Annotated in this window: 23 protein-coding genes; 12 read left to right on the top strand and 11 right to left on the bottom strand. The window is 61.2% G+C overall.

The genetic code is table 11. From position 1 onward, the window contains the following. The first annotated feature begins 124 nt into the window (after positions 1–124). A complete protein-coding gene (locus NDI72_RS02890; protein ID WP_206544013.1) occupies positions 125–580 on the top strand; it encodes a BA14K family protein in 456 nt (151 codons plus the stop codon). Positions 581–874: 294 nt separating this feature from the next. Here NDI72_RS02890 and NDI72_RS02885 read toward each other — a convergent pair whose 3' ends face one another. After that, positions 875–1,486 carry a TetR/AcrR family transcriptional regulator gene (locus NDI72_RS02885; RefSeq protein ID WP_283799521.1) on the bottom strand — a complete coding sequence of 204 codons (612 nt, stop codon included), beginning with the start codon at positions 1,484–1,486 and terminating at the stop codon, positions 875–877. A 90-nt stretch (positions 1,487–1,576) separates the two neighbouring features. Here NDI72_RS02885 and NDI72_RS02880 point away from each other — a divergent pair, with 90 nt between their 5' ends. Continuing rightward, on the top strand, positions 1,577–2,080 hold the full coding sequence (locus NDI72_RS02880; RefSeq protein ID WP_283799520.1) for an anthrone oxygenase family protein: 504 nt from the start codon (positions 1,577–1,579) through the stop codon (positions 2,078–2,080). A gap of 106 nt (positions 2,081–2,186) precedes the next feature. Here the strand turns inward: NDI72_RS02880 and NDI72_RS02875 are convergent, their stop codons facing one another. From NDI72_RS02875 to NDI72_RS02865, 3 genes are all read right to left on the bottom strand, one after another. After that, complete coding sequence (locus tag NDI72_RS02875) at positions 2,187–2,828, bottom strand: MBL fold metallo-hydrolase (protein WP_283799519.1); 642 nt, start codon at positions 2,826–2,828, stop codon at positions 2,187–2,189. Positions 2,829–2,916: 88 nt separating this feature from the next. Continuing rightward, entirely contained in the window at positions 2,917–3,192 is a 276-nt protein-coding gene (locus tag NDI72_RS02870; protein WP_113155800.1) for a hypothetical protein, read from the bottom strand. A gap of 120 nt (positions 3,193–3,312) precedes the next feature. Continuing rightward, positions 3,313–4,206 (bottom strand): branched-chain amino acid aminotransferase, encoded by an 894-nt coding sequence (locus NDI72_RS02865; RefSeq protein ID WP_113155801.1) that lies wholly within the window; start codon positions 4,204–4,206, stop codon positions 3,313–3,315. 254 nt (positions 4,207–4,460) lie between these two features. On the opposite strand from NDI72_RS02865, the gene NDI72_RS02860 reads away from it, so the two are divergent. Together NDI72_RS02860 and NDI72_RS02855 are read left to right on the top strand one after the other, a co-directional pair. Further along, positions 4,461–4,967, top strand: a complete 507-nt coding sequence (locus tag NDI72_RS02860) for a MarR family winged helix-turn-helix transcriptional regulator (RefSeq protein ID WP_113155802.1) — start codon at positions 4,461–4,463, stop codon at positions 4,965–4,967. A gap of 40 nt (positions 4,968–5,007) precedes the next feature. Further along, positions 5,008–5,730: a response regulator gene (locus NDI72_RS02855; RefSeq protein ID WP_113155803.1), complete on the top strand. Its 723-nt coding sequence runs from the start codon at positions 5,008–5,010 to the stop codon at positions 5,728–5,730. A gap of 2 nt (positions 5,731–5,732) precedes the next feature. On the opposite strand, the gene NDI72_RS02850 is transcribed toward NDI72_RS02855, so the two are convergent. Then, positions 5,733–6,077, bottom strand: coding sequence for an antibiotic biosynthesis monooxygenase family protein (locus NDI72_RS02850; RefSeq protein WP_283799518.1), 345 nt, complete (start codon positions 6,075–6,077; stop codon positions 5,733–5,735). 282 nt (positions 6,078–6,359) lie between these two features. Here NDI72_RS02850 and NDI72_RS02845 point away from each other — a divergent pair, with 282 nt between their 5' ends. After that, positions 6,360–7,700 (top strand): ATP-binding protein, encoded by a 1,341-nt coding sequence (locus NDI72_RS02845; protein WP_113156386.1) that lies wholly within the window; start codon positions 6,360–6,362, stop codon positions 7,698–7,700. Positions 7,701–7,730: 30 nt separating this feature from the next. On the opposite strand, the gene NDI72_RS02840 is transcribed toward NDI72_RS02845, so the two are convergent. Beyond that, positions 7,731–7,973, bottom strand: coding sequence for a hypothetical protein (locus NDI72_RS02840; RefSeq protein ID WP_283799516.1), 243 nt, complete (start codon positions 7,971–7,973; stop codon positions 7,731–7,733). Between the two features lie 162 nt (positions 7,974–8,135). Here NDI72_RS02840 and NDI72_RS02835 point away from each other — a divergent pair, with 162 nt between their 5' ends. Continuing rightward, complete coding sequence (locus NDI72_RS02835; RefSeq protein WP_113155806.1) at positions 8,136–8,630, top strand: DUF2165 family protein; 495 nt, start codon at positions 8,136–8,138, stop codon at positions 8,628–8,630. 271 nt (positions 8,631–8,901) lie between these two features. Here the strand turns inward: NDI72_RS02835 and NDI72_RS02830 are convergent, their stop codons facing one another. From NDI72_RS02830 to NDI72_RS02810, 5 genes are all read right to left on the bottom strand, one after another. Next, on the bottom strand, positions 8,902–9,255 hold the full coding sequence (locus tag NDI72_RS02830; RefSeq protein WP_283799515.1) for a tRNA-binding protein: 354 nt from the start codon (positions 9,253–9,255) through the stop codon (positions 8,902–8,904). A 22-nt stretch (positions 9,256–9,277) separates the two neighbouring features. Further along, positions 9,278–9,778 carry a type III secretion system chaperone family protein gene (locus NDI72_RS02825; protein WP_113155808.1) on the bottom strand — a complete coding sequence of 167 codons (501 nt, stop codon included), beginning with the start codon at positions 9,776–9,778 and terminating at the stop codon, positions 9,278–9,280. Positions 9,779–10,114: 336 nt separating this feature from the next. Further along, a complete protein-coding gene (locus NDI72_RS02820; RefSeq protein ID WP_113155809.1) occupies positions 10,115–10,429 on the bottom strand; it encodes an accessory factor UbiK family protein in 315 nt (104 codons plus the stop codon). A 91-nt stretch (positions 10,430–10,520) separates the two neighbouring features. Next, positions 10,521–11,387, bottom strand: a complete 867-nt coding sequence (locus NDI72_RS02815) for a DUF2182 domain-containing protein (protein ID WP_283799514.1) — start codon at positions 11,385–11,387, stop codon at positions 10,521–10,523. A 26-nt stretch (positions 11,388–11,413) separates the two neighbouring features. After that, complete coding sequence (locus tag NDI72_RS02810) at positions 11,414–12,049, bottom strand: DUF1326 domain-containing protein (protein WP_113156387.1); 636 nt, start codon at positions 12,047–12,049, stop codon at positions 11,414–11,416. A gap of 234 nt (positions 12,050–12,283) precedes the next feature. On the opposite strand from NDI72_RS02810, the gene lgt reads away from it, so the two are divergent. The 6 genes from lgt (at position 12,284) to NDI72_RS02780 (ending at position 18,009) form a co-directional block, all read left to right on the top strand. Beyond that, positions 12,284–13,123, top strand: a complete 840-nt coding sequence (gene lgt / locus NDI72_RS02805) for a prolipoprotein diacylglyceryl transferase (RefSeq protein ID WP_113156388.1) — start codon at positions 12,284–12,286, stop codon at positions 13,121–13,123. Next, on the top strand, positions 13,120–14,208 hold the full coding sequence (locus NDI72_RS02800) for a class I SAM-dependent methyltransferase (RefSeq protein WP_283799513.1): 1,089 nt from the start codon (positions 13,120–13,122) through the stop codon (positions 14,206–14,208). Before lgt ends, NDI72_RS02800 begins: the two co-directional genes overlap by 4 nt. A 58-nt stretch (positions 14,209–14,266) precedes the next feature. Next, the gene (gene pgeF / locus NDI72_RS02795; protein ID WP_283799512.1) at positions 14,267–15,061 is read left to right on the top strand and encodes a peptidoglycan editing factor PgeF; all 795 of its coding nucleotides are present in this window, start codon (positions 14,267–14,269) and stop codon (positions 15,059–15,061) included. After that, positions 15,061–16,212: a M24 family metallopeptidase gene (locus NDI72_RS02790; protein ID WP_206544022.1), complete on the top strand. Its 1,152-nt coding sequence runs from the start codon at positions 15,061–15,063 to the stop codon at positions 16,210–16,212. The genes pgeF and NDI72_RS02790 overlap by 1 nt, the downstream gene beginning before the upstream one ends. Before the next feature lie 13 nt (positions 16,213–16,225). Continuing rightward, positions 16,226–16,858 carry a hypothetical protein gene (locus NDI72_RS02785; RefSeq protein ID WP_283799511.1) on the top strand — a complete coding sequence of 211 codons (633 nt, stop codon included), beginning with the start codon at positions 16,226–16,228 and terminating at the stop codon, positions 16,856–16,858. A gap of 218 nt (positions 16,859–17,076) precedes the next feature. Beyond that, the gene (locus NDI72_RS02780; protein WP_206544024.1) at positions 17,077–18,009 is read left to right on the top strand and encodes a ribose-phosphate pyrophosphokinase; all 933 of its coding nucleotides are present in this window, start codon (positions 17,077–17,079) and stop codon (positions 18,007–18,009) included. The last annotated feature ends 11 nt before the right edge of the window (positions 18,010–18,020 follow it).

Genomic DNA, 18,020 nt, shown 5'->3' with positions numbered 1-18,020 from the left:
AACGGTTGAACACAAGATGGCAGCCTTATTCAGGCAGCATTCAGGTGCCAATGAATAAACCCTCTGTGACAGCTGCCCCCCCCCTCCCCCTGAACACGGCAGCGACACTTGAAGAGGTAAGGTCATGAAACGCATCCTGAAGACGGGCATTCTTTCGCTTGCCGTGGCTGCAACAACGCTTGGGGCGATCTCGACGGCCGACGCCGGCCACCGCAATCGCCACCGGCACAACAACAACAATGACGCCATCGCTGCTGGCGTGCTCGGCCTGGCTGCGGGCGCCATTGTCGGCGGTCTGCTCTCGGAATCGAGCCGCGGAAATGAGCGCGTCTATATCGATCCGCCGCGTCGTCCGCGCTACCCGGATTACCAGCCGGTCTACCGCGATTACTATCCGAGCGCGCCCGCCTACCGCGAACGCCCGGCCTATCGCGAACGTCCCGTTCAGTATCGTGCGAGCATGGAGCCCTGGTCGCGTGAATGGTTCCGCTACTGCTCGAACCGCTACCGCAGCTTCGATGGCCGGACCGGCACCTTCATGGGATATGATGGAAACCGGCATTTCTGCCAGCCGCGCTAGACACCCGGAGTTTCCCTGCTCCAGAAAAAGAGGCCGGGCTTTGCCCGGCCTTTCTTCATGAAAAAGCTGATCAGGGCGTCAAGACACAGCCCGGATAACACGCATGAGTAAAACGAGATCAGAACACGAGAGACTGACGCGGGACAGATTACGCGTCGCCACTCCGGAAATCGCCAACACGGACAAATGCGATTTTCGGGACAAATGCGACCCTCGGAACAAATGCGATCCTCGGAACAAATTCTGCATTCTCAGGATGCAGAATTTACCTATAGATGATTCTTAATAAAAAATTCAACCCTGCGACGCATTGGCGCATAGCACCCTGAAAGCAGCCAAAGCGCCAGCCACCCTGTCCGCAACAAAGTCCGCACCGGGTTCTGGCAGCACCCCGATGATCCGCCTGATCTGCAGATCACCGATGAGAAGCCCGAGAAACCACTCGGCCGCCGTCGCAGCGGAAGGGGCCCGGATCGCACCGCTTTCCATGGATTGGCGAAGCAGCGCCTCGATCAGCGGCGCAACCGCATTGCGCCCTCCCTCTGCCAGCGCCGCTCCAAGCTCGCCGGTTTCATCGGCAGCGGCCGCGCGGTTGAGCAAAACCGCCTTCTCTCCAAGAAGCATGGTGAGGAGAACCGGCGCGACTTTCTCAAGACTGGCCAGAGGATCAGCCCCGCTGTCGATTGCATCGCGGAGCGCGGCCCGGATATCACACGCATTGGTCTCGACCATCGATTTGAAGAGCCCGCGCTTGTCGCCATACCAGCGATAGAGCGTTTCATTCGAGGCCCGCGCCACTCTGGCGACACTGAGCATCGATGTTGCGCCATACCCCTTCTCGCCAAGCAGCGCGTAGGCAGCCTCTTCTATCTGGAGCTGTCTCTGCGCCCGCGTTTCGTCCCGCATCCGAATCTCCGGTCTCGTTGACTCAAATCGTACATCAATGTACGGAATTACAAAACCGTACATATATGTACGAAAACAGAGGAGATGATGATGCGCGCATTGACCACTGCCGTTTCGGTAACCGCGATCCTGTTTGCGGGGGCGATTTTCGGCTTCTTCTATGCCTGGGTCTGTTCGACCATGTGGGGGCTCGATCAGGCAGATCCCCGCGTGGCAATCCAGGCCATGCAGGCGATGAACGCCTCCGTGCGCAACGCGGTTTTCTTCCCGGCATTCTTTCTGACGCCGGTGGTGATGGGGCTTGCCGCGTTCCTGATCCTGCGCAGCGGGCAGAAGACGTCCGCAGCCTTTTTCGGCGTCGGAGCGCTTGTCTATCTCGCACTGGGGCTGTTGCTGACAGCGGCAATCAACGTGCCGATGAACGAAGCGCTGGCTCTTGTCGTCGTGCCCAAGGAGCTGGATGCGGCGCAGGAAATCTGGACCGACTACTCTTCGCGCTGGCAGTTCTGGAACCAGACGAGAACGATTGCATCAGGCATCGCCCTCGCCCTGGCGGGATATGGCCTCGCACGACTGAACCCGAACCGGGCCTGACGTACGAAGCAACCCGCAAGTCAGCCAGATAACCGGCCCTCGCGGGAATGCGCGAGCAGTAAGGAGAGATGGCGTAAGCAGCGTTTCCACGAAACGCTGCCTGGAACTAGACGAGGAAGGGATTGCTGCGGCGCTCGTCCCCAAACCTTCCGCCGGGACCATGCCCGCACAGAAAGCCGATATCATCGCCCAGCGGCAGGAGCTTGTCCTTGATCGACCGGATCAGAGCGTCGTGATCGCCGCCCGGAAGGTCGGTGCGGCCGATGGAGCCATTGAAGAGCACATCGCCGACATGGGCAAAGCGCGCATCGCGATTGAAGAACACCACATGGCCCGGCGCATGCCCCGGGCAGTGAAACACTTCGAAGACATGATCGCCGAAGGAAACCGTCTCGCCTTCGGTCAGGTAGCGATCCGGCGTGACGTTGCGCACACTTTGATCCAGCCCGAACATGCGCGCCTGATTTTCCAGATTGGAGAGAAGGTCGCGATCATCCTCATGCGGCCCGATCAGCGGCACGCCAAGCGCCTCTTTCAGGTCCATCGCGCCGCCCGCATGATCGATATGACCATGGGTAAGCCAGATGGCCTCGACGGCAATGTCGTTTTCCTCAATCGCGGCACGGATGCGATCCACCTCGCCACCGGGATCGACAACGACACCAACCTTCGCCTCTTCATCGAAGAGGATCGTGCAGTTTTGCTGAAATGGCGTCACGGGAATGACACCGGCGCGAAGATTTCCCATGAAGCCCTCCAGGTTACAGATGCCGCAATGCGGCAAAAATGCAAAACGGGCAACCGCAAGGCTGCCCGCTTCGAGAATTCGACAGAACTCAGCTCTTGTTCATGGCGCCCATAACGACACCGACAAGGCCAGTCAACACACCGCCACCGACAGCGCCGCCAACGGCATCGCCGAGCAGACCGCTCAGCGCGCCGGCGTCACCGCCCATGCCCGACAGCAGAGCACCGCCGCCAACACCGCCAATGATGCCGCTCAAAATCTTGGCGCCATGGCCCATCGCGGCTTTCTTCACAACTGTTCCGATGGCTTCGCCACCGAGCACACCCGTTACCGCCTGAATGATAATCGGAAGTAGAGCTTCCATATTCGGTCCCTCATGTAGAGCCGACCGTTCGTGGCCGGCGCGCCCATGAAAACGCGAATCCGGCCCATGTCAAATAAAGGGTGTATAGAATCAGAGGATAAACCTCTGATTGCATCCCTTTTACTCCGCAGCGACGCGCAGGCTCGGACGAACCTCGCTGGCGTAGTCGTTCATCAGAAGACGCGTGATTTCACCGACTTCGAAACGGTACGGCCCGATCTCTGCAACCGGCGTAACTTCGGCGGCCGTGCCACATAAGAAGCACTGCTCGAAGCCTTCCAGCTCTTCGGGCATGATCGCACGCTCGACAACCTCGATGCCGCGACGGCGCGCGAGCTCGATCACCGTGCGCCGGGTGATGCCATCCAAGAAACAGTCCGGGGTCGGCGTGTGGAGAACGCCGTCCTTGACGAAGAAGATGTTCGCACCGGTCGCCTCGGCAACCTGACCGCGCCAGTCGAGCATCATCGCGTCGGCATAACCCTTGGCCTCTGCGGCGTGCTTGGACAGGGTGCAGATCATGTAGAGACCGGCAGCCTTGGACCGGGACGGCGCAGTGCGCGGGTCCGGACGGCAATATTCTGCGATATCGAGACGGATGCCCTTCAGGCGCTGCTCCGGATCGAAATAGCTCGGCCACTGCCAGATGGCGATGGCGAGGTTGATGCGGTTCTGCTGGGCCGAAACGCCCATCAGCTCACTGCCGCGCCAGGCAATCGGGCGCACATAGGCATCGGAGAAGCCCTGACGCGCCAGAAGTTCGCGGCACGCATCGTCGATTTCTTCCACCGACCAGGGAATGGTGAAGCCGAGAATCCGCGCCGATTCATGCAGACGCTCTGTGTGCTCGGTGAGCTTGAAGATCTCGCCATCATAGGCGCGCTCGCCCTCGAACACCGCGCTTGCATAATGCAAGCCATGGGTCAGTACGTGAATCTTGGCGTCTGCCCATTTGACGAATTCACCATTGAGCCAGATAAAGCCCTCGAGCTGATCAAAAGGAACCGCTGCCATGTAACCTCTCCTGCCGGTCCGTATTCCAACGACCGGACAAACCGAAATGCCGCCCCTCGGGCGGCGCCTTCAATCGTCTTAGCCTACCTGTGGCGGACAGGAATTTGAAGGAAGTTCCGTAAAAGCTTCTTCCAGATACCAATTTGTGCGCTACAGGCCTAAAACGTTGTCAAAAATTATCAACGCGCCGAAATTATGTCAATAAGGCTGACATAATTTCTTCGCCAACAAATGAAATCGACTGCAAGCAGCCCATGAGCACAATCGACGATGAGCCGATCAAAACCCCGCTGACGCTGGACGATGGCGTGGATTTTGCCGTTATCGAGCATCTCTTCTTCGCCTATCGCGACTTCACCGCCGATCCGGACGCCATCCTTGCCGAGTATGGTTTCGGGCGCGCGCACCACCGGGTGCTGCACTTTGTGAACCGGTTGCCCGGCCTGACCGTGGCGGAATTGCTGGATGTTCTGAGGATCACCAAGCAGAGCCTGGCGCGCGTTCTGAAACAGCTGATCGATGATGGCTACATCGTGCAGGTTCCCGGCCCGCGCGACCGCCGCCAGCGCGAGCTCTATCCCACACAGAAGGGGCGTGACCTGGCGATGGAACTCGCCCTGCCACAGTCCCGCCGCATCCGTGCGGCACTTGAAGAGGCGGAGCCGGGCGACGTCGCCGCAGTGGAGCGCTTCCTGCGCGCCATGGTGAACCCGGAACTACGCCCCCAGATGGACAAACTGCCAAACGGGCGTTCTAAGTAAGGCACCGATTCAGGCGCCACGAGTTCAGGAGGTCATCACGATGAGCGAAACCGGCAATCTCGAAAAGGACAAGACGGTCCTGAGCGATGATGCGCCGCATTTGCTGGTCGTGGACGATGACACACGCATTCGCAGCCTTCTCAACCGCTTCCTGCGCGAAAACGGTTTCCGCGTCACCATCGCCAGCAATGCCGCCGAAGCGCGACGCAAGCTCGTCGGGCTCGACTTCGATCTGGTGGTTCTCGATGTGATGATGCCGGGCGAAGACGGCGTCTCGCTGACCAAATCTCTGCGTGAGGAAAAGGAAACCCCGATCCTGATGCTGACGGCGCTCTCGGAGACCGACAGCCGCGTATCGGGGCTGGAAGCCGGCGCGGACGACTATCTGCCAAAGCCTTTCGACCCGCGCGAACTGGTTCTGCGCATCAACAACATCCTGCGCCGCAGCAGCCCGCAAACCACGCCAAAGGTGGAACAGGTCGTTTTCGGCCCCTACTCGTTCCAGATTGCCAAGCGCGAACTGAAGCACACGGGCAAGCTCGTGAAGCTGACAGATCGCGAACGCGACATCATGGTCATCTTTGCCGAACGCGCCGGAGAGACCGTGCCCCGGCACGAGCTTGTGGGCGAGGATTCGGAAGTGGGCGAGCGCACCATCGACGTGCAGATCAATCGCCTGCGCCGCAAGATCGAGCGCGACCCGTCCAACCCCGTCTATCTCCAGACCGTGCGTGGCATCGGCTACCGGCTGAGCGTGGAATAGTCTTAGACCGGCAAGGCCCGATAATTGGCGATGTCCGCCCGGATACCCAGACGCTCCATCATTTCATGACGGTCGAACCCGGTTTCCCGGTGCATGCTGGCGACAGCCTGTGAGGCTCCGGCAAAGGCTGCTTCATCGCGCCATTCCACCAGCGTGACAAAGTTGAAGTCGCCCGGCCCCGAGGCCTGCTCCAGCACGACATCGCGCACAAAACCATCCTGCCTGCGCAGGGCATCGTGGGTCGCTGACACGCGCTCCAGAAATTCCTGACGCCCGGCCGCCGGAACGGCGAACTTGTCGACCCGGTAGACCGGTGCGAACGCGGCATCTGTCGAAATCGTCGACATGCATCTTTCCTTCTGAAATGCCGGCGGCCCATCCACCGACAGGCAGAGTGTCGAAGTTCAAGTCGACTTGAAGTCAAGCGCAGAAATTACCCTCTGCCAGAGAGACACTGTTTCGGGTACCTGATGTGGCAAGACCGGATTCCACTTTTCGGCCTGATGCTCTACGATCAAACCGAAATCGCATCTCGGGAATGGGCGCCCACAGGGCGGAAGGCGAACTTGCAGGTTAACTCGAACGAAAAGATCACGCCGCTGGCGCGCCTGAAACAGGCACTGGGGGCGATGCGCAGACCATGGCGGCGCTTCTGGCGCGTCATCTCGCGCTATATGCCAAAACAGCTTTATGCACGCTCGCTGATCATCGTGATTGCGCCGATGCTGCTTTTGCAGTCGGTCATCGCCTTCGTGTTCATGGAACGTCACTGGCAGACCGTCACGCAGCGCCTCAGCCAGGCGGTGACACGCGACATCTCCGCGATCATCGACATGATAGAGACCTATCCCGACGACGACGGCTACGCCCAGGTGATCCGCATTGCGCAGGAGCGGCTGGCGCTGAAGATCGACCTCCTGCCGCCCGACCCCCTGCCCGCCCCCGGGCCCAAGCCCTTTTTCTCCATCCTGGATCAGACGCTGGGCGAAGAGATCACACGGCAGATCAACCGCCCCTTTTGGCTGGACACGGTGGGCAATTCGAACATTGTCGAGATCCGCATCCAGCTCGACAACAGGGTTCTGCGCGTCTTTGCGCGGCGCAGCCAGGCCTATGCCTCGAACACGCACATCTTCCTGTTGTGGATGGTGGGCACATCGCTTGTCCTGATCGCCATCGCCGTCGCCTTTCTGCGCAACCAGATCCGTCCGATCCTGCAACTGGCAGAGGCTGCCGACAGTTTCGGCAAGGGAAGGCCGACGCCAAGCGGCTTCCACCCGCGCGGCGCGGAGGAAGTGCGCCGCGCCGGCAGCGCCTTCCTGCTGATGCGCGAGCGCATTGAAAGACAGATCGAACAGCGCACGGCCATGCTGACAGGCGTGAGCCACGATCTGCGCACCATCCTGACCCGCTTCAAGCTGCAACTGGCCGTGGCCAGCAGCAAGGAAGACATTGAGGCGATGAATCAGGACATCGAGGACATGCGCTCAATGCTGGAGGGCTATCTTGCCTTCGCCCGTGGCGAGGCGGCGGAAGATCCGGGCGAATTCAATCTCGCCGCCTTCTTCGAGCGCGCGCAGGAAGAGGCGGGCCTGCGCGACTGCGAGCTGAAGATCGTGACAACCGGCGACACGCTTCTGCATGTGCGGCCCAATGCCTTCAGCCGCCTGCTCAACAATGTGATCGGCAATGCGTTCCGCTATGCCGACAAGGTGGAGATCACGGCGCGCAATGCAAACGGCATTCTGACCATCACCGTGGACGATGACGGGCCGGGCATTCCGCAGGACATGCGTGAAAGCGTGTTCAAGCCGTTCGTGCGGCTGGACGAGGCGCGCAATCAGGATGAGAGCGGCACCGGGCTTGGCCTGTCCATCGCGCGCGACATTGCGCGCAGCCATGGCGGCGACGTGTCGCTGGATGACAGTCCGCTTGGCGGTCTGCGGGCGGTGATCCGGGTTCCGGCCTGAGGCCGGGCCGCAGGACCCGCCCCGTCCGGTTCAGCGCGTGACCGGCCGCGCTGGATGATCCAGTTTGAAGACAAGCGTCTGACGGCCATCAGCCTCAATGCGGATGCGGCGCGCGTGGATGATGAAGACCAGAGCCTCGCCATCGCCTGCGAGTTCCACGAAGTCTCCCGTCTGCGCCCATTCGCCAAGCACCAGCCCGGCGACACGGTCACCGAGGCCTTCAGCGTCCACCTTCCGGCGCGCGGTTTGGGTCAGTTCAATAGCCGTTTTCAAGAATTCCGCTCCAGACTGTCGAAACTTTTGTCGAAAAATACGCGCGCGCTTGACGTTTTGCTTACAAAAGATTGCACCTACGCCTTTCGTCTAACACACTGAGTCGCGCCCGGGCCACAGAAGAATGGTTTTGCCCGGTCGCTTATCGGAGGGAAGGGGCAAATGACCTCACGTTACGCAAAAATCGCCATGACGCTGGCCCTCGCGGCTTTCGCGTTCATGGTTACGTTCAACAACATCACCGACTACGGCTCGAACTTCGCGTTCGTGCAGCACGTGTTCAGCATGGACACGACGTTCGAAGGCAACTCGGCCATGTACCGCGCGATCACGACGCCCGCGTTCTGGCATGCCGGCTACTGGCTCATCATCGCAGGTGAAGGCCTGACCTTCGTCCTGTTCCTGCTCGGCGGCCTGAAGATGCTCGGTGCCCGCAACGGCTCGGCCGCAGAATTCAACGCTTCGAAGAAGCTGATGATCGCCGGCGCAACCATCGGCTTCCTCGTATGGTTCTTCGGCTTCATGGTCGTTGGCGGCGAGTGGTTCCTGATGTGGCAGTCCAAGATCTGGAACGGCCAGGACGCTGCCTTCAAGTTCTACGTCGCGATCCTCGGCGTTCTGATTTTCGTCAACCAGCGCGACGAAGAACTCGCCTGACGCAAATCACTGCATTCGGCCCATAAGGTCGTCTGGGGCCGTGCGGAATGGGACCTCCGCACGGCCTTTTTCATGCGCGAAGAACAATCGGTTCAGCAAGGAGTTGGCGGATCAGAAAACCGGCTTCGCCAGCATCAGCCAGACACCGGTGATCGGCTGAGCGCTCAGGGCGCCGCAATGAAGAGAAAATCGGCGACTGCGACCGTTGACGCCAGATGCGCGGGCAGCAGTCTGGATCGTCCTTCATGCACCCAAACGGACGCAGGGCGATCTAGTGCAGGCGGCTGCCGTTCGGCACCTTCTTGTCGGAGCCTGCCAGAACGATCGCGCCGTCTTCATCCGAGAAACCCATCACGAGGATTTCGGACATGAACTTGCCGATCTGGCGCGGAGGGAAGTTGACCACGGCCACAACCTGGCGACCGACGAGCGCCTCCGGCTTGTAGTGAGCAGTGATCTGCGCCGACGATTTCTTGATGCCGATCTCGGGACCGAAATCGACCTTCAGCTTGATCGCCGGCTTGCGGGCTTCGGGATAGGGCTCTGCCTCGACGACCGTGCCGATGCGAATATCGACCTTCAGGAAATCGTCAAAGGTGATTTCCGGTGTCTTGTCGGAGGACATGCCCGCTCCCCTGCCCTGCAGCTTATGCGTTGCCGTGCGTTTCGAACAGGACGCTGTTGAGCGCTTCCTGTGCGGTGCTGCCGGACCAGATGACATACTGGAATGCCTGATAATAGCATTCGCATGCCTCAAGGGCGCTGTTCAGCATGGTCTCGACCTGCTGGCCCGTGGGCTCGACGCCACCGGACAGAACGAGCGCCTGGCGGAACATGACGACGTTCTCGCGCTCCCAGAGATCGAAATGACCGAACAGCATCTGTTCGTTGATGAGCGAAAGGAGCCGCATGACCTCGAGCGTGCGCTTCGCGGGCACCTTCAGATCGAATGCGCATGCCACATGCAGCGCCTCGAACTCCTCCATCCAGGAGAAGGACACGTTGTAGTCGGTCCAGGTGCCGGCCACGGCGATGGCGATCTCGTCGTCGCCATTGCGCTCGAAGCTCCAGTCATTGGTGTTCGCGACATGTTCGATGACATCCACGGGATGCGCATCACGGGTCATGTCGAGTTCAAGAAGGCTCATTAATCTGCTTTCCCGTATCTGGAGGCACCGAAGCACCCCGCAAGAATCCACGGCGGGAGGGTTCCCCCGCAAGACGTTTCAAACCTGAAACACATTGTGGAGCGACAACGACAACGCATGGAACTACTACGGGCCCGCCCCTGCCCAACTGCATGACCAGTTACGAATCACGCTGTAAATTCAGTCTATTGATGCAGAGTCGCGTGACCAGACCTTTTTTGCCGAAAGGACCGGGGGCGTGTGGATAGAAACGCCGCGCTGCCAAGGGCAACGCGGCGTAAGCGACTCTCGAACAAGGATTTTTCGACGCCATACACAGGCGACGGTAATAAAAAATTATTTTTTCGTCCGGGTGGATGACGCCGGCTTAGAATCAGTTTTCGCAGCCTTGGACGCTCCGGCGTCAGCAAGCTGAGCCTCAAGTGCTTCGATACGCGCTGTCAGGGCAGCGTTTTCTTCGCGCGCCTTGAGCGCCATTTCGCGCACCATCTCGAATTCTTCACGCTGGACGACGTCCATCGCGTTCAGGGCCCGCTCGGCCTGCGCCTGAAATGCGGTCTCCACCTCGCGGCGCACGCCCTGGGCCGCGCCTGCGGCATCGGTCATCAGCTTGGCGAATTCGTCGAGGATCCGGTTGCTTCCGTTGGTCATGGCGCGCCTTTCAGGTTGATCCATTTGAGGTAGTGGGCCCGCGCGCCGAATGCAAGGTCATTTGCTGTCGCAGCGCCATCAAGAACGCAGCCTAAAGCGCGCCGCCGGCAAGCACCCAGATGCCGAGCGCAATCAGAACGCCACCGGCCATGCGTGACACCGGCCAGCGCGGCGGCAACAGTTTTTCGGCGAGCACGAAGATCGCAATGGCGGCAATCCAGAGAACGTTCATCACGCCGCCGACAAACAGAAGCGCCATCAGCGCCCAGCAACAGCCGATGCAGTAAAGCCCGTGATGGAAGCCAAGCGCCAGCGCACCCAGAGGCTCGCGCCGGAAGCCGCCATGGGCATGAACAAAGGCAAGCGGCGCCTGACAATGGCTCAGACAGGCATCCTTCTGCGGGGTCCACTGGAACAGACCGGCGGCAATCAACACAAGCCCACTGAAGAGCGCGCTCGCGCTTGCCATCATGGGTGTCAAAAGAAGCGCCTGCTCCAGCGCCCATTGGCCGAGGGTCGCGATAAGGGAGAATGCGGTCCAGGCAAGAAGATAGCCGCTGGCAAAGAAACCGGTCGCCGCAAGCGGCCTGCCCTTTTCTTCAGCGGCGCGACCGACGCGGGCATAGATGAGGATCATGGGCGCGGCGGATGGCGTCATCATCCCGACCATCATCACCGCCCACATGACGAACATGAAGACGAAATAGGTGAAGCTCCACGGATGCAGGCCCGCCATCACCGTCTCGCCCATGGCCATGTCGCTCATCGCCATGTCGCTCATCGGCGCAGCGTCCTGCATGGACGAGGTCATGTCGCCTGCAGGCATGGTCATGCCCATATCCATGGTCTCGACCAGCCACAGTATGTAGAGCCAGGAAACGACGGTCAGCGCGGCAAGGGCCGCGCCAACAATCAGGCGATCACGCCGCAGAGTGATTTCCAGTGCGGTGGAAGCCATGCCTTTGTCCTCCTCGAAGGATCAGGTCAGTGAACAACGCCCTCGCCGGTCATGTGGACCCTGGAAAAGTGGGCGTGCGAGTCGGGTATCGACATTGCAATCGGCCCCTGCGTGTCCGCCCAGCCGCGTCCGACCTCGCAGACATCATATTCAAAGCCGTTCGGCAGGTTGATGCGTGCGTTGTGTGGCTGGCCGCTAACCGGATTGATGATCGGCTCACCGCGCGCCTCGATCAAGCCGGGCACGTTCAACGTCGCCGAGCGGCCAGTGACGTCCACATCGGAATCGATCTTTGCGAAAACCGGATCATGCACTTTCTCATAGGTGGTTGAGAAAACCTGGAAGAAGGTTGCGCCGGGCTCCGTGTCCTCACCGCTCATGATCCGCAGCATTGCCTCGCGCTGCTTTTCATCCGCGCGCTCATCTATGATGGGCACGACACTCCCATGGCCTTCGTGAATGGCGCCCGGCCATGACACGATCATGGCCATGCTCAGACCGTCGAGTTTGACGTCGCCATGCCGGCCTTCATCGATATGCACCACCCCGACAGCGTGACAGCCTCCATGTGTGGGCCGGGCATTGAACTGGCATGGACATCCATAAGCGCAGTTGCAGTGAATAAATTCACGTCCCCTGATCATCCACTTGGTATCGGTCATCATTACCTCCCGGGGTTGATACTGCTCCTTATCGAGAAATCTGTTGCCGAGACTGAGGAGCCGGAATTCTACGCCTCGGGACTTGAGGTAGCGACTAGGCTGAAAGCCTTAGCGCCTTCTCCAGATTGAAGATGGGAAGCCGCGGCACTGCGCGCCTTGACCTCGCCCCGATGCTCCGCAATACCTGCCGCGTCTGAATTCACGCGCCGGGAGACCCGATTGACCGACTATCTGATGACGCCGCTGGCCGCCCTGCCTTTCCCCAACATAGACCCGGTGGCGCTACAGGTGGGACCGCTTGCCATTCACTGGTACGGGCTTGGCTATGTGGTCGGCATTTTGCTCGGCTGGTGGTATGCGCGACGGCTGGTTTCGAACGAACGTCTTTGGGCCGGCGGCAAGCCGGCAATGACGGTCACGGATCTCGACGATTTCGTTCTGTGGGCCGCCATCGGCATCGTGGCCGGCGGACGCATTGGCTACATTCTCTTCTACGATCTCCCCCGCTACATCGCGAACCCGCTCGACATTCTCGCCGTGTGGGAAGGCGGCATGTCGTTTCACGGCGGGCTGCTCGGCGTCACGCTCGCCATGCTTCTCTTTGCGAAAAAGCGCGGCATCAATGCATGGAGCCTGTTCGACACGATTTCCGCCGTTGTGCCCATCGGGCTCGGCCTCGTGCGGGTCGCCAACTTCATCAATTCGGAACTGTGGGGCCGGGTGACGGACGCGCCCTGGGCCTTCGTCTTCCCCAATGGCGGACCGGAGCCGCGCCACCCGAGCCAGCTTTACGAGGCCGCACTCGAAGGGCTGGTGCTGTTCGTGGTTCTGCGCCTTCTCACCCATAAGGGGCTGAAGCTCAAGATGCCCGGCTTCGTCGCCGGCGCGTTTGTGTGCGGCTACGGCCTGTCGCGCATCATTGTCGAATTCTTCCGCGAGCCGGACGCGCATATCGGCTATCTGGCGGGCGACTGGCTCACCATGGGCATGGTGCTCTCGACGCCGATGGTGCTGGTGGGCGTCTGGGCAATGCTGCGGGCACGGGCCAAGGCCGCTCCGGCGACAGCCCTATGAAAACACTGGAAGAGCGCATCAGGGCGCAGATCGCGACGACGGGGCCGATGAGCGTCGCGGATTACATGGCGCTTTGCCTGTTCGACCCCGAACAGGGCTACTACACGACGCGCGAGCCTTTTGGCGCGGCAGGCGACTTCACCACCGCGCCCGAGATCAGCCAGATGTTCGGCGAACTGTGCGCCGTCTGGCTCTACACCGCGTGGAAGGCCAGCGGTGCGCCGGGCAATCCCATCCTTGCAGAAATCGGCCCCGGCCGGGGCACGCTCATGAAGGACATGCTGCGAACCTGGGCAAAGATCGACCCGGCGTTCAGCCGGCAGATGCGCCTCTACATGATCGAAGCGAGCCCAAGGCTGAGCGAGGTGCAGCGCAAGACGCTCGCGGCATCCGGCGCTTCTCCCCGGTGGATCACCGATATCGACGCGCTGCCGGACGGCCCGCTCTTCATCATCGGCAATGAGCTTTTCGACGCCATTCCGGTGCGCCAGTACGTAAAGACCGATTCGGGCTGGCGCGAGCGCACGGTCGGCCTCGACGCCAATGACCGGCTTTCATTCATGGCCGGTGCAGGCGCAGCCGATGAGACGCTTCTGCCGCCCGGTGCAAAAGAAGCGCCCTCTGGAGCCATTGTCGAGCTCGCACCGGCACGCAACGCGCTGATGACACGCATGGCGGAACGCATTCGCATTGAGGGCGGCGCGGCCCTCTTCATCGATTACGGCTATGCGACGCCCGCCCCCGGCGACACGCTTCAGGCCATGCGCAGCCATGCCTACACGAATATCCTGAAGGACCAGGGCAAGGCTGACCTGACCGCGCATGTGGATTTTTCCGCCCTTGCACGCGCTGCACGGGACGAAGGGCTTGCCGCAGCGCTGATGGATCAGGGCGACTTCCTCATCGGGCTTGGCATTCTGGAGCGTGCCGGGCGACTGGGCGCCGACAAGAACGGCACGGAACAGCAGGCAATCCGCAACGCCGTGGAGCGGCTGGCCGGGCCTGAGCAGATGGGCACGCTGTTCAAGGTTCTGGCCGTAACGTCATCCACAGTGACGGTTCCACCATTCGTTTCGCCGCATTGACTTGGTTTCGCCCCTGCCTCACGATCCGCCCGCTTGAGACTATCTGAGAAGGCGGCGCATGCACGAGAATACGAGACCGGAGCCCCTGCGGTCGCCGCTTTTGGACCGCGCCGGGAAAAATGGCGTGGCGCACGGGTTCTTCACCCGTGCAGGCGGCGTCTCGACCGGACTTTATGACGGGCTGAATGTCGGCTACGGGTCCAGCGACGAGCCCGAAACGGTGACGGAAAACCGCCGCCGCGTGGCCGAATGGCTGGGCGTTGCGCCCGACAATCTCCTGACAGTCCATCAGGTTCACTCGCCGCATGCGATCATCGTCGACGGGGCATTCGGTTCCGAACGCCCGCAGGCCGATGCGCTGGTGACAAACCGGCCGGGGCTGGCGCTTGGCGCGCTGGCCGCCGATTGCGGGCCGATCCTGTTTGCTGACGACACGGCGCGGGTCATCGCCGCCGCCCATGCGGGCTGGAAAGGCGCGCTGACCGGCATTCTGGAAAACACGATTGCGGCGATGGAGCTGCTTGGCGCGGAGCGGGAGAACATCACCGCCGTGCTCGGCCCCTCCATCAGTCAGGCAAATTATGAAGTGGGGCCGGAGTTCGTCGAGCGGTTCGTGAACCACAATCCGGCCAATCAGATCTGGTTTCGCGCGTCGGACAAGCCGGGCCACGCGCTGTTCGACCTCAACGGCTATACGGTGGCGCGGCTGACGGCGGCGGGCGTGAACGCCGCACAGCTTGGCCGCTGCACCTATGAAGAAGAAGAGCATTTCTATTCCTATCGCCGCGCCACGCATCGCGGTGAAGCCGATTACGGACGCCAGATTTCAGCGATCGTCTTGGAGGACATTTGATGGCGCTTCATTTTGAACAGGCAGAATTCGATTCCCGACGCGATCGCCTCGTCATCGAAATGGCCGAGCGCAAGCTCGATGCGATGCTGCTTTTCGCTCAGGAGAGCATGTACTGGCTGACCGGATACGACACGTTCGGCTTCTGCTTCTTCCAGTGCCTTGTGGTGAAGGCCGATGGCTCGATGGTGCTTCTCACGCGTTCGGCCGATCTGCGGCAGGCGCGGCACACCTCCACCATCGAGAACATCGTTCTGTGGACCGACCGGCACGACGCCAACCCGGCCGCCGACCTGCGCAATCTCCTCAATGATCTCGATCTTCTGGGCGCGCGCATCGGCGTGGAATATGACACACATGGCCTGACCGGTCGCAACACGCGCCTGCTGGACGAGCAGCTCCAGACCTTCGGCAAGATCGAAGACGCTTCCGACCTCGTGAGCCGCCTCAGGCTCTTCAAGAGCGAGGCCGAGATCAAAAAGGTGAAGCGGGCCGCCAAACTCGGTGACGAGGCGCTGGACGCCGCCCTCCCCCTGATCAAGCAGGGAGGCGACGAGGCCGCCATTCTCGCCGCCATGCAGGGCGCGGTTCTGGCCGGTGGCGGCGACTACCCGGCCAATGAGTTCATCATCGGTTCGGGCGAAGATGCGCTTCTGTGCCGCTACAAGGCTGGCCGCCGCAAGCTCAACAAGAACGACCAGCTCACACTCGAATGGGCCGGCGTCTATCACCATTACCACGCGGCGATGATGCAGACCGTGCTGACCGGCAAGGTCTCCAAGCGCCATCAGGAACTGTTCGACGCCGCGCGCGATGCGCTGACCGCCGTACAGAAGGCCATGATGCCGGGCAACACATTCGGTGACGTGTTTGACGCGCACGCCCGCGTGATGGAGACCCACGGCCTGACCAAGCACCGCCTGAACGCCTGCGGCTACTCCCTTGGTGCCCGCTTTGCGCCCTCGTGGATGGATCCGCAGATGTTCTATGCCGGCAACAGCGAACCGATTGCGCCCGGCATGACGCTGTTCGCGCACATGATCATCATGGATTCGGAATCCGGCAACGCCATGTGCCTTGGCCGCACCTACCTGACAACGGATGAAGCCCCCGAGCCGCTTTCGCGCTACGGGCTGGACCTGATCACCCGGTAGAGGCAATATGACGATGTACAACCAAGAGTATCCGGGGGACCGTCGCATTCACGCAAAGCGCATCATAACGGGCCTTGCCCTTTTGGGTGCTGCAAGCCTTGCCGGCTGCAACACGGGCTCCGTGCTCGACATGAATTCGGGGCCGACGCCGGACGCATCCGTTCCCGGCGCAGCCTCGCAGCAGGTGGCGGCACCACAGGAAGCACCATTGGCGACTGCGCTCGCAGCCACGGCCGATCCCGCCACACAGGCTGCCGCAGCGCCCATTCAGGCCGTCACGGGCAACCAGCGGATCCAGTTCGCCCCGGTTGTCGGCGCGACCGCGCAGGCCGTACCGGCGCTCTCACGCCGTCTGGAAGCGCGGGCCCGCCAGAGCGGCATAGCAATCGTGCCGCAGGGCACGAGCGCACCGATGGTGATGAAAGGCTATTTCTCGGCGATCGCCGATGGCGGCAAGACCACGGTGATCTATGTCTGGGATGTGCTCGATCCGTCCGGCAACCGGCTCCACCGCATTCAGGGCCAGCAGGCAGCTCCCGGCGGCAGCGGCGATGGATGGTCTTCCGTTACCAGCACGACGATGGAAGCTGTGGCCGACTCCACGATGAGCCAGCTCACCGCCTGGCTCGCGCAACGGCAGGGCTAGCCGCAGGCCCCCGAGGGGCCTAAACTGCCTTTGCAACTCGATAGCCGACAAAAACTGGTTCGGGAAGAAAACCGGATAACAGACGCGAAGAACAGCAGGTGGGACATTTCCACACAGTTCTGCCTTAAAATGCGTTTTTTTCCGTCATTCCCTTTGCAATACAGTCTCACCCCGTTAAAAGCGCGGGCAAGCGTCAAGGCGTTCTCCGAGGACATTCCATGAAGCTCTTTGCGGGCAATTCCAACCGGGTTTTGGCAGAGGCCGTCTCCCGCTATCTCAACATTTCTCTTGGCAAAGCGACGGTCAAACGTTTCGCGGACCAGGAAATTTTCGTCGAAATCCAGGAAAATGTGCGCGGCGAGGACGTCTTCGTCCTGCAGTCGACCGCATATCCGGCCAACGATCACCTGATGGAACTTCTCATCATGATCGATGCCTTCCGCCGTTCTTCGGCCCGCCGCATCACTGCGGTGCTGCCCTATTTCGGCTATGCAAGGCAGGACCGGCGCACATCGGGCCGTACGCCGATCTCGGCAAAGCTGGTCTCGAACCTGATCACCCAGGCAGGCGCTGACCGCGTTCTGACGCTGGACCTGCATGCAGGCCAGATCCAGGGCTTCTTCGACATCCCCACCGACAACCTTTTCGCCGTGCCCGTGATGGCGCGCGACGTGAAGGCCAACTACACGCTCTCCAACGTCATGGTGGTTTCGCCGGACGTGGGCGGCGTGGTGCGGGCGCGCTCGCTGGCAAAGCGCATCGATGCGCCGCTTGCCATCGTGGACAAGCGCCGCGACCGGCCGGGTGAGTCTGAAGTCATGAACGTGATCGGCGATGTGAGCGGCAAGGACTGCCTGCTGATCGACGATATCGTCGACTCGGGCGGCACGCTGTGCAACGCGGCCGACGCACTGCTCAACAATGGCGCAACCAGCGTCACCGCCTACATCACCCATGGTGTGCTTTCGGGCGGCGCAGCAGCGCGCATCAGCGGCTCACGGCTCAAGGAGCTGGTCATCACCGACTCCATTCAGCCGAGCTCTGCGGTGGAAGCAGCACCAAACATTCGCACGATCACCATTGCCGACCTGATCGGCGAGGCGATCTCGCGCACGGCATCGGAAGAATCGGTTTCGAGCCTGTTCGACTGAACCAATGCTAT

This window comes from Nitratireductor sp. GZWM139 (assembly GCF_030068685.1).
In the GTDB taxonomy this organism is placed as follows: domain Bacteria; phylum Pseudomonadota; class Alphaproteobacteria; order Rhizobiales; family Rhizobiaceae; genus Nitratireductor; species Nitratireductor aquimarinus.
Note: the sequence above shows the minus strand (reverse complement) of the source record. Positions and strands in the feature narration are given on the sequence as shown.

Excerpts from the sequence above, each read along its gene's own strand:
- NDI72_RS02785 (WP_283799511.1), top strand. The coding sequence starts at position 16,226 with ATGTACAACCAAGAGTATCCGGGGGACCGTCGCATTCACGCAAAGCGC.
- NDI72_RS02870 (WP_113155800.1), bottom strand. The coding sequence starts at position 3,192 with ATGGAAGCTCTACTTCCGATTATCATTCAGGCGGTAACGGGTGTGCTC.
- lgt (WP_113156388.1), top strand. The coding sequence starts at position 12,284 with ATGACGCCGCTGGCCGCCCTGCCTTTCCCCAACATAGACCCGGTGGCG.
- NDI72_RS02810 (WP_113156387.1), bottom strand. The coding sequence starts at position 12,049 with ATGACCGATACCAAGTGGATGATCAGGGGACGTGAATTTATTCACTGC.
- NDI72_RS02875 (WP_283799519.1), bottom strand. The coding sequence starts at position 2,828 with ATGGGAAATCTTCGCGCCGGTGTCATTCCCGTGACGCCATTTCAGCAA.
- NDI72_RS02865 (WP_113155801.1), bottom strand. The coding sequence starts at position 4,206 with ATGGCAGCGGTTCCTTTTGATCAGCTCGAGGGCTTTATCTGGCTCAAT.
- NDI72_RS02890 (WP_206544013.1), top strand. The coding sequence starts at position 125 with ATGAAACGCATCCTGAAGACGGGCATTCTTTCGCTTGCCGTGGCTGCA.
- NDI72_RS02830 (WP_283799515.1), bottom strand. The coding sequence starts at position 9,255 with ATGTCCTCCGACAAGACACCGGAAATCACCTTTGACGATTTCCTGAAG.
- NDI72_RS02790 (WP_206544022.1), top strand. The coding sequence starts at position 15,061 with ATGGCGCTTCATTTTGAACAGGCAGAATTCGATTCCCGACGCGATCGC.
- NDI72_RS02860 (WP_113155802.1), top strand. The coding sequence starts at position 4,461 with ATGAGCACAATCGACGATGAGCCGATCAAAACCCCGCTGACGCTGGAC.
- NDI72_RS02835 (WP_113155806.1), top strand. The coding sequence starts at position 8,136 with ATGACCTCACGTTACGCAAAAATCGCCATGACGCTGGCCCTCGCGGCT.
- NDI72_RS02800 (WP_283799513.1), top strand. The coding sequence starts at position 13,120 with ATGAAAACACTGGAAGAGCGCATCAGGGCGCAGATCGCGACGACGGGG.
- NDI72_RS02825 (WP_113155808.1), bottom strand. The coding sequence starts at position 9,778 with ATGAGCCTTCTTGAACTCGACATGACCCGTGATGCGCATCCCGTGGAT.
- pgeF (WP_283799512.1), top strand. The coding sequence starts at position 14,267 with ATGCACGAGAATACGAGACCGGAGCCCCTGCGGTCGCCGCTTTTGGAC.
- NDI72_RS02885 (WP_283799521.1), bottom strand. The coding sequence starts at position 1,486 with ATGCGGGACGAAACGCGGGCGCAGAGACAGCTCCAGATAGAAGAGGCT.
- NDI72_RS02850 (WP_283799518.1), bottom strand. The coding sequence starts at position 6,077 with ATGTCGACGATTTCGACAGATGCCGCGTTCGCACCGGTCTACCGGGTC.
- NDI72_RS02780 (WP_206544024.1), top strand. The coding sequence starts at position 17,077 with ATGAAGCTCTTTGCGGGCAATTCCAACCGGGTTTTGGCAGAGGCCGTC.
- NDI72_RS02845 (WP_113156386.1), top strand. The coding sequence starts at position 6,360 with ATGCGCAGACCATGGCGGCGCTTCTGGCGCGTCATCTCGCGCTATATG.
- NDI72_RS02815 (WP_283799514.1), bottom strand. The coding sequence starts at position 11,387 with ATGGCTTCCACCGCACTGGAAATCACTCTGCGGCGTGATCGCCTGATT.
- NDI72_RS02820 (WP_113155809.1), bottom strand. The coding sequence starts at position 10,429 with ATGACCAACGGAAGCAACCGGATCCTCGACGAATTCGCCAAGCTGATG.
- NDI72_RS02880 (WP_283799520.1), top strand. The coding sequence starts at position 1,577 with ATGCGCGCATTGACCACTGCCGTTTCGGTAACCGCGATCCTGTTTGCG.
- NDI72_RS02855 (WP_113155803.1), top strand. The coding sequence starts at position 5,008 with ATGAGCGAAACCGGCAATCTCGAAAAGGACAAGACGGTCCTGAGCGAT.